A 15,845-nucleotide genomic window follows, 5' to 3' on the forward strand; every position below is an offset into this window, starting at 1 on the left:
TCAAGGCGCCTCCGGCGCAGTCCGCGCGTGGTCGGCCAGCTCGGCGTGCAAGCGGCGCCCGCGCTACGCGCTGGCGCCGGAAGCCCGCCGGCCGGAAGCCCACGCACAGACCGTCAACGAGAGCGCCTGATAGAAGGCTGAGCCAGCTCACGGCTGACGGGGGTCCAGCATCCTTTGACTCCGGTTCGTCGGGCGCACGGCCGCAGCTCCCGTCAGACACCGGTCGCTGCGCTCCCTGCAAGCTGATCCGCTGGTCGCGCTCTTTGCCTCCGGCGGGGCCTCCAGCCGGGGGCCTCAGGGTTCCGGTGGGCGCCCCTCCGCAGCCCCGTCGCCCAGGCAACGCCAACAGGCCGACAGCGGGGGCCGCCAAGCGTGATCGGGACCGTCGCGGTCCGTACTCACGAGGGCAGCCCCCGCCGCCGGCCTGTTCCCCGGAGGGTGGACGACGGGTATACGGAGGGGCTGGGAGATTCGCGCTGTGCATCGTCGAGCGCAGGCGTTCCTCGGTAGGCGGAGGTAGCCGGAACCACTTGGTCGAGAACTCGTAATGCGCCCCCAATGCGGTTGCCATCGCTGACAGTCGGTCGGAAACGCCCGCTGCTGCGATGACCCTGAATGACGGATTTCTGCTGGTCACCCTGGTGGACGGATGCCGACGGTGGCGAAACTGCCAAAGCCGCCCGCCGGCGGCGCCCGCTCTTTCGCCTGGAGAACCGATGCGCTTCCGTGTATTCGCCGCCGTTGCTGCCGCCCCGCTAGCCGGCCTCGTCCTCGCCTGCGGGGCCGGAACATCCGGCACGTCGACCTCGGGAGATGCCGCGCCAGCGGCGACGACGCAGGCGGTAACGACGGTCAAGGTAGGTGAGGTGCTGAACTTGACCGAGGATATGTTCGGCTCGAAGACCCGGGTCGCCATTACGTTGACCAATGTCCGGGCGGTGAAGCCGAGCAACCAATTCGACAAGCCCGATAACGGCCAGTACATCGTCGCCGACGTGGCCGTGGTCGTGAACGAGGGCAAGTTTTCCATCTCGTCGGGCTCGTTCAAGCTGGTTGCCGCCGACGGCAACGCCTACAACTCCACCTTCATGACCGGACTGAAGGATTTGAGCGGCCAGGACCTCACGCCGGGGCAGAAGACCTCCGGGTCGGTTGCCTTCGACACTGCCAAAGGCGCGGAGAAGGGCGGAAGGATCGCCTTGACGAACATGCTGGCCTCGGGCGACGCAGGCTATTGGACTTTGTAGTCCTCGCCCACTCCGGAAGCTGAGGACGAAGCGCGACGAGCGGCCAACGCATCGGTGTCGAGGCGGATCGCGAAGGGAGCGTCAGACTCCAAAGTCTCGCCAGCCCGGGCCACCGCATGCTCGACGTAGTGCTCGCCCTCCAGGCGCAGCAGCCGCAGCGTGACCGCGGCCGGGTCCTCCGGCTCGATCAGCATGTACCAGCCGATTCGATCGGCGGCATACAGCTGCATCTTCACAAGCCGGTCGGTCGCCGCGTTGCTGGGTGAAACGATCTCGCCGACCAGGGCGACATCCACCGCCTCGATCGTCGACCCGTCCTCAACATCCGACACGACGAGATCCGGGATGACGATCCGCCCGGTACGGAGGCGAACGTTGACCGCCTCCAGCACCAGCAGACCGGCATCCCCGGCGCCGGTGTCCAGGGCGTTGGCAATGCGGCGGGACAGGATCTGGTGCCGAACCCCCGGCGCCGGACTCACCAGCAGGCTCCCATCGATCAACTCGACCCGGTTCGGCGTCTCCCCAAGCGCGAAGTACTCGTCCTCGGTCCACGGCTCCGGATGTTCCAGCACGTCCACGCTCATCGGCTACTCACCCCCTAGAGACCAGCCTCCCACGGATGGGAGGCCTCGACGACAACCGGCCACCCGCTTGGGAGAAATTTGGGAGACGATCTTGCGAAAACGGCCCTTTTAGCCCGACGTTGACCGACACGCACCAACGCCGTGACCTGCGCCTTCGCAAGATCGCCCTGCCCAGGCGGGCATATCGACCTACTTCGGGACGAAGAGGCCGTCGGTTCAAATCCGGCTACCCCGACTTCGTACAGCACCAACGCAGGGCCGGTTTCCTTGTCACGAGGGACTGGCCCTGCTTCGTCTCTTGCCGGCGTTCCACGACAGCCGGTCGGCGGCCTGAGGCCATGGACCCGCCGGGGTAAGCGCGTAAGCGGCCGCGCAGTGTTCTCGCCGCGGTGGCCACCTGCCCCACACGATGCACCCGGGCGGGTCCGACTTCAGGTCGAAGGGCGGCTCACCATCTCGGCAGTGTCGATCTGCACGTCCGCATTGACTCCCTAAGACCGTGAACTCGTTCCTTAGGGCATGGAAGACTTCGTCAAGGGGCCCCGTTGGCCGCGTCCTCCAGTAGCCCGGAACGGTGAAGCATTGCTCCGCGGAACGGGACATGCATTTCCTTCCTCGGTCGACGGCTTGCTACTCGGTCAGGGTGAAGTGGTTGTCGGCGGCGGTCTGGTGGACGGTGACGTCTATCGAGCTGCCGTCCGCGAAGCGCAGCGCGAAACCGGGTCCAGGTCGCGGAAGAAGGCCAGCGTCTCGCGGGTCTCGGCAGTGTCGTTGGTCAAGGTGCCGTGGGCGTGCCAGCCCGCGTCATCGGCGGTGATGTCGACGGTCACGTCGAGGCTGGCCAGGAGCGTGACGGAGTTTGCCCACCAGTCGAGCCGGGCCCGGGATTCGAGGCGGTCCATGGCGGTCACGATGCCAGCGGCGGGCCGGGGGCCACAGCGGATTTCGGGCCGGGTCAGGCGCTCTGGCCGGCGACCGTCCAGCGGGTCTCGAACTGCATGCGTTGGCAGCGGTTGTCGGTGTCCGGGCTCAGCGTTACGGCCGAGCGGAGGGCGATTGTCACCTCCGTCAGGGGTGGGATCCGGTAGGCCGAGGGGTGGTCGTCGATGTTGAAGACCGGGTTCGGGTCCAGGGTCAGGCGGTCGGTGCAGTAGGACCTGGTCGCGCTGTCGTCCGGAGTTGTGCCGGCGGTCACCGACTTGGCCGCGGTGGTCGCCGGGGTGATGGAGGTGATGGTCATGGCTACGTGGTTCGGGTTGGCGACTCGCATCGAGATGTCGGCGCTGTGGCCGGGGAAGAGGCCGTCCTCGCTGTCGAAGGTGGAGTGGACGCTGTCCTCGCGGACGACCAGGGGTTTCAGGTCGCCGGCGCGGCCGTCGGGGACCCTCGCCTCCGTGGAGTTGAGCAGGCCGTCGAAGGCGTAGCCCGACGCGCCCATCGTGGCGGCCAGCGAGGCGGCGGTCAGGAGGGTGCGGAACTCGGCCGGGGTCATGCGGCCGGGGACTCGGTCACGGCGGGAACAGCCGGGGCCGCGGCGACCGTGGACTCCACCACCGGGGCGGCGGCGGGCGGCTCGGTCACCGGGGCCGTCGTGGGAGCGGGGGCGGCGGCCGTGGGGGCGGCGACAACCGGCGCCGCGGTCGTGGGAGCGGCGGTGGGGGCGGTCGTAGCGGCGGGCTGTTTGCCGATGCCGATGATGGTGCCGTTCTTGGCCTTGTTCGGGTTCTGGACGACCGGGACCGACACCGGGGACGGGGTGCCGGCCGAGCCGCCCGAGCCGCCGGAGGTGCCGGCGCCGCCGGACGGCGCTGACGTGGACTCCGCGGTGGTGGCGAGCGGGGAGTCCTCGATCGCGGCTACCGGGGACGGTGCAGGGGGCTGGACGAACTGGGCGGCCTGGCCCAGGACCAGCACGTCCGTGGCGGCGGTCCAGCCGGAGCGGGCGCCGGCGGGGGTGGCGGCCCAGGCCAGGGCGGCCACGGCGGCGGTCACGGCGATGACGATGTGGCGGGAGTGGTCGGTGACGCGCACGGGCTGGCCTTCCGGAGCTGCGAAGTATCGATATCCGGAAGTTTGCGCAGGTCAGGGTGTTTGCACTACCGGTTGAGCAGTTGGCCGCCGGACGTCGAGCGGTGTAACTCTCCGGTGTTTGCGCAGGTCAGGGCCGACGAAAGGGCCGACGGGAGTGACGGGTGTCGAACAAGCCGTCACTCCCGAGTGGTGTCGTCAGTACGACTTCTCCTGGCCCAGGAGGTGCTGGGAGACGAAGTTCAGGATCATCTCGCGGGAGACGGGGGCGATGCGGCCGGCCCGGACCGCGCCCAGCAGGGTGGCCACGCCGTACTCCGTGGTCATGCCGTTGCCGCCGAGCGACTGGATCGCGGTGTCGACGGCCACGGCGGCCGCCTCCGCCGCGGCGTACTTCGCCATGTTGGCGGCCACGCCGGCCTCCAGGTCGCGGCCCGCGTCGTAGAGGGCGGCCGCCTTCGCGACCATCAGGCGGGCCATTTCGACCTGGATGTAGGCGTGCGCGAGGGGGTGCGCGACGCCCTGATGGCTGCCGATCGGGCGGCCCCACACGGCGCGGGTCCTGGTGTAGGTGGAGGCGCGCTCCAGGGCGTAGCGGGCGGTGCCGCAGGCCATCGCGGCCACGGTGATGCGCTCCGGGTTCAGGCCGGAGAAGAGGGCGGGCAGGCCGGCCTCCGGGTCCTCGCCGATCAGCGCCTCAGCTGGGACGCGCACGTCATCGAGGTACAACTGGAACTGGTTCTCCGGACTGACGATCTCCATGTCGATCTTCGTCGCGGTCAGCCCGGGTGCGTTGGCCGGGACGACGAAGATGGCCGGCTTGAGCTTGCCGGTGCGCTCGTCCTCCAGGCGGGCGACGACCATGATCTTGTCGGACTCGTCGACGCCGGAGATGTACACCTTGCGGCCGGTCAGCGCGTAGCCGCCGTCGAACGGCTTGGCCACCGTCGTCAGCTTGTGGAAGTTGGAGCCGGCGTCGGGCTCGGTGATGGCGAAGCAGACCTTCAGCGTGCCGCCCGCGAACCCGGGCAGGAGGGCCTGCCGCTGCGCCGCGGTGCCGTGCTTGGCCACGATCGTGGCGGCGATGGCGGGGGAGACGACCAGGAGCAGCAGCGGTGAGCCGGCCGCGGCCAGCTCCTCGCACACGATGGCCAGCTCGGTGATGCCGCCGCCCCCGCCGTCGTACTGCTCGGGCACGCTGACGCCCAGGTAGCCGAGCTTGGCCGCCTCCTGCCAGAGCTCGTCGGAGTGCTCACCGGCCTTGGCCTTGCGCACGAAGTACTCGTGGCCGAAGCGCTTGCCGAGCTTGGCCACCGCATCCCGGAGGTCCTGCTGTTGAGGGGTGTAATCGAAATCCACGAGCGACTCCAGACGACGAACTATGAGGGGGATAGCACCGCCAGCAGTGCACCGGACTCGACCTGCGAGCCGGCCGCGACCCGCAGGTCGCTGATGACGCCGTCGGTGGGGGCGTGCACGGGGTGCTCGAGCTTCATCGCCTCCACCGTGAGCAGCAGCTCGCCGGCCGCGACCCGCTGCCCGGGGACCACCAGAACCCGGCCGACCGCTCCCGGCAGCGGTGCGACAAGCGAGCCCTCGGGCTGGTCGGCCGACGGCAGCGGGTATCGCGGCCGCTCCGTCAGCGTCACCGAGCCCTCCGGGCTGTCTACAAAGGACACACCGTCGACCTCGTGCACCGCGAACTGCAGGCGCACGCCGCCGACGTCGAGCACGACCCTGTCTCCGGTCGCGCTGAGAATCCCGGCCCGGGGGTGGTCAGGGGCGCCGGCCGGGTCGAGCGCGGCGCCGGGCAGGCCGATGTCCTCGGGGTCGATGCGGCGCACCGCCCACGCGGCCAGGTCGTTGGCGCGGTCGATGCGGTAGCCGACCTCGATGGTGCCGGTCGGGCCTTCGTAGACCACGGTCTGCAGCGCGCTCGGGACGTTGCGCCAGCCGGACGGGAGCCCCGGCAGCAGCGCCGTCTTGGCCCGGCGGGCGGCCCCGGCGAGGGCGGCCGCCAGACAGGACAGCCGCACCGCGTCCACAGAGGACAGCAGTGGTGCGAAGACCTCGGGGTGACGATCCAAAAAGCCGGTGTCGGTACCGCCGGAAAGAAACGCGGAGTGCCGGAGCACCCGCACGAGCAGGTCCCGGTTCGTGGTCACCCCGTGGATGCGGGCGCGCGCGAGGGCCCCGCCCAGCATCCGGGCCGCCTCGGCGCGGCTGGGCGCCCACGCGATCAGCTTGGCCAGCATCGGGTCGTAGTGCACGCCGATGACCGAGCCGTCCGCGACCCCGGAGTCCAGGCGCAGGCCGGGCGCGGAGAGCGGGCCGAACGCGTGCGCGGCGCCGGGGACGTCGAAGCGGTGCAGCGTGCCGGTCGAGGGCATCCAGGCGTAGGCCGGGTCCTCCGCGTAGAGCCGGACCTCGATCGCGTGCCCGCGCAGCGGCGGCGGCCCGTTGAACGGCAGCGGGCCGCCCTCGGCCACGACGAGCTGCAGGCGGACCATGTCGACGCCGATGACGCACTCGGTGACCGGGTGCTCGACCTGCAGGCGGGTGTTCATCTCCAGGAAGAAGAACTCGCCGTTGGGTGCGAGCAGGAACTCGACGGTGCCGGCGCCGACGTAGGACACCGCCCGGGCGGCCGTGATCGCGGCCTGGCAGAGCTTCTCGCGCAGCAGCGGGTCGACGGCCGGGGACGGGGTCTCCTCGACGATCTTCTGGTGCCGCCGCTGGATCGAGCACTCGCGCTCGCCGAGCGGGACCACGTTGCCGTGCGAGTCGGCCATGATCTGGACCTCGATGTGCCGGGCCCGCTCGACGTACCGCTCGCAGAACACGGTCCCGTCGCCGAACGCCGACGCCGCCTCGCGCCGGGCCGCGGCCACCGCCTCGGCCAGGGACTCGCGGTCGCGCACGATCCGCATGCCCCGGCCACCGCCGCCCGCGGACGCCTTGACCAGCACCGGGAAGACGTCGACGGCGTCGGGCTCGACCGCGGTGGGCAGCATCGGCACGCCCGCCTCGGCCAGCAGTGCCTTGGCCTCCAGCTTGGAGCCCATCATCGCGATGGCCTTCGGCGACGGGCCGACCCAGGTCAGTCCGGCGTCGATGACGGCCCGGGCGAACTCGGCGTTCTCCGACAGGAAGCCATATCCCGGGTGTACAGCATCGGCGCCGCACTTCCGCGCGGCGGCGACGAGGAGATCGCCGCGCAGGTAGGTGGCGGCCGGCGAGTTGCCCGGCAGGTGCACGGCGTAGTCGGCCTCGGCGACGTGCGGTGAGTCGGCATCGGCGTCGGAGTAGACGGCGACCGTCTCCACTCCCATCGCCCGGCAGGTGGCGAACACCCGGCGGGCGATCTCGCCGCGGTTGGCTACCAGCAGCCTTCTGATCACGTGCAGTTCCCCCTAGTGCCGGAATACGCCGAATTGGGCGTGCTCGCCGGTGCCGACCAGCGCCAGGCACATGCCCAGCACCGTCCGGGTGTCGCGTGGGTCGATCACGCCGTCGTCGTACAGCCGGCCGGAGAGGAACAGCGCCGCCGACTCCTGCTCGACCTTGTGCTCGACCATGAACCGCATGGTGCGGTCCTGCTCCTCGTCGTAGGCGTGGCCCTTGGCCTCGGCCGCCTGCCGGGCCACGATCGACAGCACCCCGGCCAGCTGCTGCGGCCCCATGACCGCGGACTTGGCGTTGGGCCAGGTGAACAGGAACCGCGGCTCGAACGCGCGGCCGCACATGCCGTAGTTGCCGGCCCCGTAGGACGCGCCGATGTTGACGGTCAGGTGCGGCACCCGCGAGTTGGCCACCGCGTTGATCATCAGCGCGCCGTGCTTGATGATGCCGCCCTGCTCGTACTCGCTGCCGACCATGTAGCCGGTGGTGTTCTGCAGGAAGATCAGCGGGGTGCCGGTCGCGTTGGCCAGCTGGATGAACTGGGCCGCCTTCTGCGCCTCGGCCGAGAACAGCACGCCGCGCACGTTGGCCAGCACGCCGACGCGGTGGCCGTGGATCGCGCCCCAGCCGGTGCACAGTGCCGGGCCGTAGGCGGGCTTGAACTCGTCGAACTCGCTGCCGTCGAGGACCCGGGCCAGGATCTCCCGCGGGTCGAACGGCACCCGCAGGTCGGCCGAGGGGATGCCGAGCAGGTCGTCGGCGTCGAACTTGGGCTCGGCCCCGTAGGTGCGGGTCACCGAGTGGCCGAAGTTGCGCACGCAGGCGCGGGCCAGGCGCAGGCCGTCGCGCTCGTCCTCGGCGATGAAGTCGGCCAGGCCGGAGCGGGTGGCGTGCATGGCGGCGCCGCCGAGCGTCTCGTCGTCGACCGTCTCACCGGTGGCCATCTTCACCAGCGGCGGTCCGGCCAGGAACACCTTGGCCCGGTCGCGCACGAAGATCGTGTAGTCGGACATGCCGGGGACGTACGCGCCGCCGGCCGTCGCGTTGCCGAACACCACCGCGACCGTCGGGATCGCGGCCGCCGACAGCCGGGTCAGGTCCCGGAACGCGGCCCCGCCGGGGATGAAGATCTCGGCCTGCTGAGGCAGGTCGGCCCCGCCCGACTCGACCAGGTTGACCAGCGGCAGCCGGTTCTCCCGGGCGATCTGCGCGGCGCGCTGGGTCTTCTTCAGCGAGAACGGGTTGACCGCGCCGCCGCGCACCGTCGGGTCGTTGGCGACGATCACGCAGGGCACGCCCTCGACGACCCCGATGCCGGCGACGACGCTCGCCCCGACCGGGTAGTCGGTGCCCCAGGCCGCGACCGGGCAGAGCTCCAGGAACGGCGAGTCGCGGTCGATCAGCAGCTCGATCCGCTCGCGCGGCAGCAGCTTGCCCCGCGCGTGGTGCCGGGCCACGTACTTGTCGCCCCCGCCGCCCCGGGCCTGCCGCAGCGCCGACTCCAGGTCGGTCAGCCGTTCCAGCATGGCCGCGCGGTTCTCGGCGTAGACGGCACCCCGCGGGTCGAGGGCACTCGTGAGTATCGGCATGGCCTCAGACCCCCAACTGCTTCGCGATGATCTCGTTCATGATCTCCGTGGTCCCGCCGCCGATGCCCATGATCCGAGCGTCGCGATAATGTCGCTCGACCTCGGCGTCGCGGACGTACCCCAGGCCGCCGTGCAGCTGCACGGCCTGGTCGACGACGTGGTCGCAGGTCGCGACCGCGGTGTTCTTCGCCATCGCCACCTCCGTAACGAGCCGCTCGCCGCTTGCGACACGGACGGCCACGTGGCGGACGTACGTCTTGGCCACCGCCACCTGCCGCGCCATCTCCGCCAGCCGGTGCCGCACCAGCTGCCGGCTGGACAGCGGCCGCCCGAACGTGTGCCGGTCGCGCACCCAGGCCAGGGTGAGGTCGAGGCAGCGCTCGGCGATGGCGTACGCCTGCACGGCCAGCGACAGCCGCTCGGTCGCGAAGTGGGCCATGAGCTCGGCGAACCCGCCCACGACGTGGCCCTTGGGCACCCGCACGTCCACGAACGCCAGCTCCGCGGTGTCCGAGCAGTGCCAGCCCATCTTGTCCAGCCTGCGGGTGACCTGGAAGCCGCCGTCGACCACGAGGAGCCGGAACCCCTCACCGGTCTGCACGGCGACGGTGGCGAAGTCGGCCCGGGCTCCGCTGGTGATGTACGTTTTGGCCCCGTTGACGATGTAGTGCTCGCCGTCGTCGACCGCCCTGGTGCGGATGCCGGCCACGTCGGACCCGCCGTCCGGCTCGGTGATGGCCAGGCAGCCGATCCGCTCGCCGGCGAGGGTCGGCCGCACGAACGCGTCGATGAGCTCGCCCCGCCCGGTGGCGGCGATGTGCGGCACCGCGATCCCGTGCGTGAACAGCGCCGCGACCAGCCCCGACGATCCACCGGCGAGGATCAGCTCCTCGGTCACCACGATCGTGTCGAGCAGATCCCCGCCGGACCCGCCGACCGCTTCCGGAAACCCGATCCCGAGCAGCCCGACGCCGGCCGCCGTCTTGTGCAGCCCGCGCGGCACCTCCCCGGCCCGCTCCCAGCCGTCGAGGTGGGGGAGCACCTCGCGGTCCACGAAGGCGCGGGTGAGCTCCCGCAGCCGGCGCCGCTCCTCGGTCACGAAGGGGTCGCTCATAGCGGCAAGTCCACGATCCGCGACCGCAGCCACTCGCCGAGCGCCTTGCCCTGCGGATCGAATCGCGTGCTGGCGGCCACCCCGTCCCCGAGGATCCCGCGCACGACGAAGTTCACCGCCCGCAGGTTTTCCAGCTCGTGACGCTCGACGGCGAGCTCGCCGGTCTCGGGCAGCAACTCCTGGAGGCGTTCTGCAGTGAGATGAACCCGAAGCCACTCGTAGTCGCGGTCGTTGCGGGCCCAGACCCCGATGTTGGCGTCCCCGCCCTTGTCGCCGGACCGGGCGCCGAACAGCTCGCCGAGTGGTGCTCGTCTGGTCGCTGGTGGTGTCGCGAAAAATCCAGACGCTTCGCGATCCGGATTTTTCGGACTTATCACCATATTGTGGGTCGCCGTCGTGGTTGGCGCGGGAATGCGTTTGCGGGTGCCGTCCGGGAGGACCGCGACCTGGTCGACGTCGCCCTGGGGGAGGTAGGCGGCGGTGAAGACGCCCAAGGGGGTGGCGTCGCCGGGCGGGGCGGTCAAGGCCAGGCCGGGGTACGAGGCGAGCGCCAGCTCCACCGCGGCCTGGGAGAACGGGCGGCCGGCCCGCTTGGCGTCGGTGTCCTTGATCGAGACCGTCAGCAGGGCACTGGCCGCCGCCTCCGTGGTCGCGTCGGGGTGGTCGGTGCGGGCCAGGGTGAACTCCAGGCCGTCGGCTCCGAGGGCATCGGTGAGCTGAGCCTGTACAAGAGCGGCTTTCTCGGGGATCTGGAGACCGCACAGGACGAACGTCATCGCGTTGCGGAAGCCGCCCAGGGTGTTGACGCCGATCTTCAGGTCCGGCGGGGGTGGGGTGCCGCGGACGCCTTCGATGCGGACCCGGTCCGGGCCGTCGGCGGTCAGGCGGATGGTCGTGAAGTCCGTGACCACGTCCGGGCCCAGGTAGGTGGGGGTGCCGATTTCGTACAGGAGCTGGGCGGTGACCGTTTCCACCGTGACGGCGCCGCCGGTGCCGGGGTGCTTCGTGATCACCGCGGAGCCGTCGCTGTGCAGCTCGGCGAGGGGGAAGCCGGGGCGGCGGGCGCTGTCGGGGAGCTCGGTGAAGAAGGCGTAGTTGCCGCCGGTGGCCTGGGTGCCGCACTCCAGGACGTGGCCGGCTGCCGTTGCGCCGGCCAGCTGGTCCAGGTCGGCGCGGGTCCAGCCGAAGTGCGCGATGCCGGGGCCTACAACCAGGGAGGCGTCGGTGACGCGGCCGGTGACGACCACGTCCGCGCCCGCCTTGAGGCACTCGGCGATGCCGAACGCGCCCAGGTACGCATTCGCGGTCAGGCCCTCGATCCGGGCGGTGACGTCGTCGCCCTCCACGTGGGCTACCGCCACGTCCAGGCCCAGCCGCTCGGCCAGGGCGCGGATCGCGGCGGCCAGGCCCGCGGGGTTGAGGCCGCCGGCGTTGGCGACCAGGCGGACGTTGCGGGACTTGGCGGTGCCGAGGACGGCTTCCAGCTGGCGCAGGAAACTCTTGGCGTAGCCGGTCGACGGGTCCTTCAACCGGTCGCGGCCCAGGATGAGCATCGTCAGCTCGGCCAGGTAGTCGCCGGTGAGCACGTCGAGGTCGCCGCCGTCGAGCATCTCCTGCCAGGCGCTCGCGCGGTCGCCGTAGAAGCCCGAGGCGTTGCCGATCCGCAGAGGCTCCGTCATCGGTTGCGGGCCGCCTTCGGCTCGCGCTTCTCGCCGGGCGGGCCGGCGAACGCCTGAGCCACGGTCAGCCACGCGTTCGCTTCGTCGCCGGAGGCCTGCAGGGCCAGGTCGGCCGGGTGGCGGCGCTGGGTGACCAGGAGGCAGAAGTCCAGGATCGGGCCGGTCACGCGGTTGCCGGCGGCTTCGGGGCCGAATGCGAGTTGTTCCCGGTCGGGCATGATCAACTCGACGCGGAAGGGTTCGGTCGGCGCCGGGCGGCCGTGGCTTTCGAAACCGTGGCCGATGGTGCGGTAGCCGATGAAAGCGACATGCCGTAAACGGGCGGTTGGCTGGGCGTACTCCCGCGACTGGTCGGGGAAGGTGTCGGCGATGTCGCGGCCGTGCGCCCAGGTCTCCATCATCCGGCCGGTGGCGCTGGAGACGGGCGACATGGCAGTACCGAACCAGGGGCGTTTTTCGTTGTTCGGCACCGCTTTGAGGGCGTCGATCAGCGCTCGGCGGCCGGCCCGCCAGCGGGGGAGCAGCTCGTCCGGCGGGGCGACACCGGCCGCCGCGGCCCGGTCGACGTAGGTCAGCGGGTCGTCCATCGACTCGGCCAGCCGCGCGTAGAAGCGGTCCGGGTCGGCGTTGGCGAGCGTGGCGACCTCGTCGGTCCAGTGCAGATGGGCGATCTGATGGGCCACGGTCCAGCCCGGCGCCAGGGTCGGGTGGCTCCACTCCTGCGGGCTCAGACCGCTGACCAGCCGGTCGAGCGCGGCCGACTCCGCTTCCAGGTCCTGCAGCACCTCGTCGAGCATTCGGACTCTCCTAGATCAGCGTTGCGAGCTGGTGCTTCCAGGCCGCCAGGAGCTGCGTGCGGCGGGCGGTGTCATCCGTGAGCAGATTGGCCACACCGAGCCCCCGCAAAAGATCGAGCGTCGCTTGTACTGCCTCGCGGACGCCCGGCCGCGACTCGTCCGCGTCCAGAACGTCGACGGTGAGCCGGTGCATCTCGCGGCCGACCCGGGCCTCCAGGGGCACGAGGGCGTCGCGCAGCTCGGCGTCGGTGCGCGCGGCCACCCAGACCTCGAGGGCGGCGACGAAGAGCGGGCCGGTGAAGGCCGCGGCGAGGAGCTCGACGACCCGGTCGAGGCGCTCCGCCCGGTCGCCGGTGAGCTCGGCGGCCTCCTTGCGGATCTCCTCCGCGCGGCGCTCGGCCAGGTGCTGGACGGCCGCGAGGACCAGGGCGGCGCGGGTCGGGTAGTGGTGCAGCTGGGCGCCGCGGGAGACGCCGGCGCGCTCGGCGATGACGGTGGTGGTGGCGCCGGACCAGCCGAACTCGTAGAGGCACTCGACGGTGGCCTCGAGGAGCCGGCGCTGGGTGACCCGGCTCCGCTCCTGCATGTGGCTCAGCATCCCGCGCCGGAAACAAACAGTCAAGCCTGATTGTTTTTCGCGCAGTGTGAAGGCCGCCGGGGTGTCGGCGGCCTCGGTGGTGCTCAGACGCGCGCGCGGCGGGCCAGGCGCTCGGGGTCCATGATGATCACGCTCTTGCCGTCCAGCCGCAGCCAGCCGCGCGAGGCGAAGTCGGCCAGGGCCTTGTTGACGGTCTCCCGGGAGGCGCCGACGAGCTGGGCCATCTCCTCCTGGGTGAGGTCGTGGTTGACCCGCAGCACGCCGCCGTCGCGGGTGCCGAAGCGGCCGGCCATCTGCAGCAGCGTCTTGGCGACGCGGCCGGGGACGTCGGTGAAGATCAGGTCGGCCAGGGAGTCGTTGGTGCGGCGCAGGCGGCGGGCCAGCACGCGCAGCAGCTGCTCGGCGATCTCCGGCCGGTTGGTCAGCCACGGCCGCAGCGCCTGCTTGCGCAGCCGGGCCAGCCGGGTGTCGAGCACCGCGGTGGCGGTCGCGGTCCGCGGTCCCGGGTCGAACAGCGACAGCTCGCCGACCATGTCACTGGGCCCCATGACGGCGATCAGGTTCTGCCGGCCGTCGGCCGCGCGGCGCCCGACCTTGATCTTGCCGGACAGCACGATGTAGAGACTGTCGCCGGGCTCGCCCTCGCTGAACACGACCTCGCCCTTGCGGACGTCGATCGTCTCCATCTCCTTGGCGAGCGATTCCGCGGCGTCGGGCTCGACCCCTTGGAAGATCCCGCTGCGCGCCAGTGTCTCGTCCATCGCGTCCACCTCTAAATTCGTCGGCCGAACGCCAGTTTATGCATACGAGGTCGTCTTCCGGACGGGGGCGGTCATCCACAATGGCGATCCCCGGTTCGCGGGGGTGCGATATCTTCGCGTCGGACATGACCCGCTCGTGCTCGCCGTGGGCGCGGAGCGTCGCCGAGTGGTGGGGTGGATCTCATGACGGTGTACGGCGCAGGCCCGTCCCGCTGGCCGGACGAGCAGCCTGAGCGGGGCCGGTCCACACCCCCTCCATCCCCATCGGAGCAACCGACCGGTCCGGCCGGAGGTTACGGGGCGCCGACGGGTCGTTTCGACGGATTTGCGGCGGGTCGTCCGCAGTCCGCGGACGCGGGTCGTCCGCAGCCCGCGGAGGAGCCCGGCTCCGGCAACATCTGGGGCGGCGAGCGCACCGGGTCCGTCTACGGTGCGCCGCCCGTGCAGCCCCTCTACGGCGGCGAGCGGGAGCCCATCCCCGGCCCGCAGCGCCCCGAGGACCTCTACGCCGCCCGCGCCTACGAGCCCGAGGAGCGGGCCGGGCGCCGCAAGCTGCCGCTGCCACCCGGCGAGCCGCCGGAGCCCCGGCGCGGTGGCGGGCGCCGCACGGCGATCATCCTGGGTGCGGTCGCGGCCGTGGTCATCGGTGCCGGCACCGCGGGCGCGGCCACCTTCCTCGGCGGCGGCGACGATAAACCGGTCTCCAACCAGGGCCAGTCGTCGCAGCAGCCCGCCGGGGCCGGCAACGGCTCGAAGTCCTCCGGCGGCGCCTCGGCCCCCGCGGGCGGCGTGCCCGGCCCGGCCGAGGGCATCACGCTGAGCGCGACCGGCGACATCGTCATGGGCATGGCCCCCAACGGCCTCCCGCCGAACGCCGGCAAGGGCTTCTTCGACCCGGTGAAGAAGTACCTCGCGGCCGACTTCCAGATGGGCAACCTCGAGCAGGTCCTCACCGACGACACCGGTGTCGGCAAGTGCTCGGCCGACAGCGCCGGCAAGACCTGCTTCGCCTTCCGCACCCCGCCCGGCTACGTGCAGAACCTCACCGACGCCGGCTTCAAGATGATGAACATGGCCAACAACCACGCCTACGACTTCGGCGAGGTCGGCTACAAGAACTCGCAGAAGGCCCTGGACGGCGCCGGCATCAAGTACACCGGCTGGCCCGGCGACATCTCCGTCGGCGAGGCCAAGGGCGTCAAGATCGCCGTGATCGGCTTCGCCTCCTACAAGTGGTCGAACCTGTGCTCCGACCTCGACGCCGCGGAGAAGATCGTCAAGGAGGCGGCCACCAAGGCCGACATGGTCGTCGTCCAGGTCCACATGGGCGCCGAAGGCTCCGACAAGACCCACGCGAAGAACGAGACCGAGATGTTCCTCGGCGAGAACCGCTGCAACCCGGTCGCCTTCAGCCACCGCGTGGTCGACGCCGGCGCCGACCTCGTCGTCGGCCACGGCCCGCACGTCATGCGCGCGATGGAGTTCTACAAGGGCCGGCTGATCGCCTACAGCCTTGGCAACTTCGCCGGCTACAAGGCCCTGTCGACGGGCGGCACGGTCGGGATCGGCGGTGTCCTGAAAGTGACACTGCTCGGCGACGGTACGTGGAAGGGCGGCACCCTGACCCCGACGGTCATGGTCTCGCCGGGCCTGCCCCAGCCCGACTCGAAGAAGCAGGCCATCCCGTTCGTGTCGAACCTGACGAAGCAGGACTTCCCGACGACAGGCGCCAAGATCGCCGAGGACGGCACGATCACCGCTCCGGCCGCCTGACCTTCTGCCGCTCCGGCCGCCTGACCTTCTGCCGCTCCGGCTGTTCTACTCCGGCTGGTCCGCGTTTCGATCCGATAAGTCGGGCGCTTCGCGCCGCGCTGCGCTCGACTTATCGGATATTTCGTATATGTCCGCTTGGTGGGGTTTCCTCGTCTCGGCGCACGTCATTGGTGCCGTCGGGCCTGGCCGGGGTGCAGGGGGCGGGAGCCCCTTGCCCGGGGCGGGAGCGAAGCGGCCTCGGAATCCCCTGCTTGGTTCTTCTGTTTCTGC

14 protein-coding genes are annotated in these 15,845 nt (G+C 71.0%); 2 read left to right on the top strand and 12 right to left on the bottom strand.

The genetic code is table 11. From position 1 onward, the window contains the following. Positions 1-605 precede the first annotated feature (605 nt). Positions 606-1,247, top strand: a complete 642-nt coding sequence (locus ACIA8L_RS01780; RefSeq protein WP_395899374.1) for a DUF4352 domain-containing protein — start codon at positions 606-608, stop codon at positions 1,245-1,247. On the opposite strand, the gene ACIA8L_RS01785 is transcribed toward ACIA8L_RS01780, so the two are convergent. The 12 genes from ACIA8L_RS01785 to ACIA8L_RS01840 form a co-directional block, all read right to left on the bottom strand. After that, the gene (locus ACIA8L_RS01785; protein ID WP_395899376.1) at positions 1,232-1,834 is read right to left on the bottom strand and encodes a Uma2 family endonuclease; all 603 of its coding nucleotides are present in this window, start codon (positions 1,832-1,834) and stop codon (positions 1,232-1,234) included. The two genes, ACIA8L_RS01780 and ACIA8L_RS01785, sit on opposite strands and share 16 nt — an antisense overlap. A gap of 683 nt (positions 1,835-2,517) precedes the next feature. Continuing rightward, positions 2,518-2,736, bottom strand: a complete 219-nt coding sequence (locus ACIA8L_RS01790) for a hypothetical protein (protein WP_395899378.1) — start codon at positions 2,734-2,736, stop codon at positions 2,518-2,520. Between the two features lie 53 nt (positions 2,737-2,789). Continuing rightward, the gene (locus tag ACIA8L_RS01795; protein WP_395899380.1) at positions 2,790-3,326 is read right to left on the bottom strand and encodes a hypothetical protein; all 537 of its coding nucleotides are present in this window, start codon (positions 3,324-3,326) and stop codon (positions 2,790-2,792) included. Beyond that, the gene (locus tag ACIA8L_RS01800; protein ID WP_395899382.1) at positions 3,323-3,865 is read right to left on the bottom strand and encodes a hypothetical protein; all 543 of its coding nucleotides are present in this window, start codon (positions 3,863-3,865) and stop codon (positions 3,323-3,325) included. The genes ACIA8L_RS01795 and ACIA8L_RS01800 overlap by 4 nt, the downstream gene beginning before the upstream one ends. 195 nt (positions 3,866-4,060) lie before the next feature. After that, a complete protein-coding gene (locus ACIA8L_RS01805) occupies positions 4,061-5,221 on the bottom strand; it encodes an acyl-CoA dehydrogenase family protein (protein ID WP_395899384.1) in 1,161 nt (386 codons plus the stop codon). Between the two features lie 20 nt (positions 5,222-5,241). Continuing rightward, positions 5,242-7,263, bottom strand: coding sequence for a biotin carboxylase N-terminal domain-containing protein (locus tag ACIA8L_RS01810; protein WP_395899386.1), 2,022 nt, complete (start codon positions 7,261-7,263; stop codon positions 5,242-5,244). 12 nt (positions 7,264-7,275) lie between these two features. Further along, positions 7,276-8,853: an acyl-CoA carboxylase subunit beta gene (locus ACIA8L_RS01815; RefSeq protein WP_395899388.1), complete on the bottom strand. Its 1,578-nt coding sequence runs from the start codon at positions 8,851-8,853 to the stop codon at positions 7,276-7,278. Positions 8,854-8,857: 4 nt separating this feature from the next. Continuing rightward, positions 8,858-9,967, bottom strand: coding sequence for an acyl-CoA dehydrogenase family protein (locus ACIA8L_RS01820; RefSeq protein ID WP_395899390.1), 1,110 nt, complete (start codon positions 9,965-9,967; stop codon positions 8,858-8,860). Further along, positions 9,964-11,646 carry an acyclic terpene utilization AtuA family protein gene (locus ACIA8L_RS01825; RefSeq protein WP_395899392.1) on the bottom strand — a complete coding sequence of 561 codons (1,683 nt, stop codon included), beginning with the start codon at positions 11,644-11,646 and terminating at the stop codon, positions 9,964-9,966. Before ACIA8L_RS01825 ends, ACIA8L_RS01820 begins: the two co-directional genes overlap by 4 nt. Continuing rightward, a complete protein-coding gene (locus tag ACIA8L_RS01830; protein ID WP_395899394.1) occupies positions 11,643-12,443 on the bottom strand; it encodes a TIGR03084 family metal-binding protein in 801 nt (266 codons plus the stop codon). Before ACIA8L_RS01830 ends, ACIA8L_RS01825 begins: the two co-directional genes overlap by 4 nt. Before the next feature lie 10 nt (positions 12,444-12,453). After that, the gene (locus ACIA8L_RS01835; protein ID WP_395899396.1) at positions 12,454-13,029 is read right to left on the bottom strand and encodes a TetR/AcrR family transcriptional regulator; all 576 of its coding nucleotides are present in this window, start codon (positions 13,027-13,029) and stop codon (positions 12,454-12,456) included. Between the two features lie 95 nt (positions 13,030-13,124). Next, complete coding sequence (locus ACIA8L_RS01840; RefSeq protein WP_395899398.1) at positions 13,125-13,802, bottom strand: Crp/Fnr family transcriptional regulator; 678 nt, start codon at positions 13,800-13,802, stop codon at positions 13,125-13,127. 615 nt (positions 13,803-14,417) lie between these two features. On the opposite strand from ACIA8L_RS01840, the gene ACIA8L_RS01845 reads away from it, so the two are divergent. Next, on the top strand, positions 14,418-15,575 hold the full coding sequence (locus tag ACIA8L_RS01845) for a CapA family protein (RefSeq protein ID WP_395901663.1): 1,158 nt from the start codon (positions 14,418-14,420) through the stop codon (positions 15,573-15,575). Positions 15,576-15,845: the final 270 nt, after the last annotated feature.

Origin of the sequence: Dactylosporangium sp. NPDC051541 (assembly GCF_044454505.1) — a bacterium.
Lineage (GTDB): Bacteria > Actinomycetota > Actinomycetes > Mycobacteriales > Micromonosporaceae > Dactylosporangium.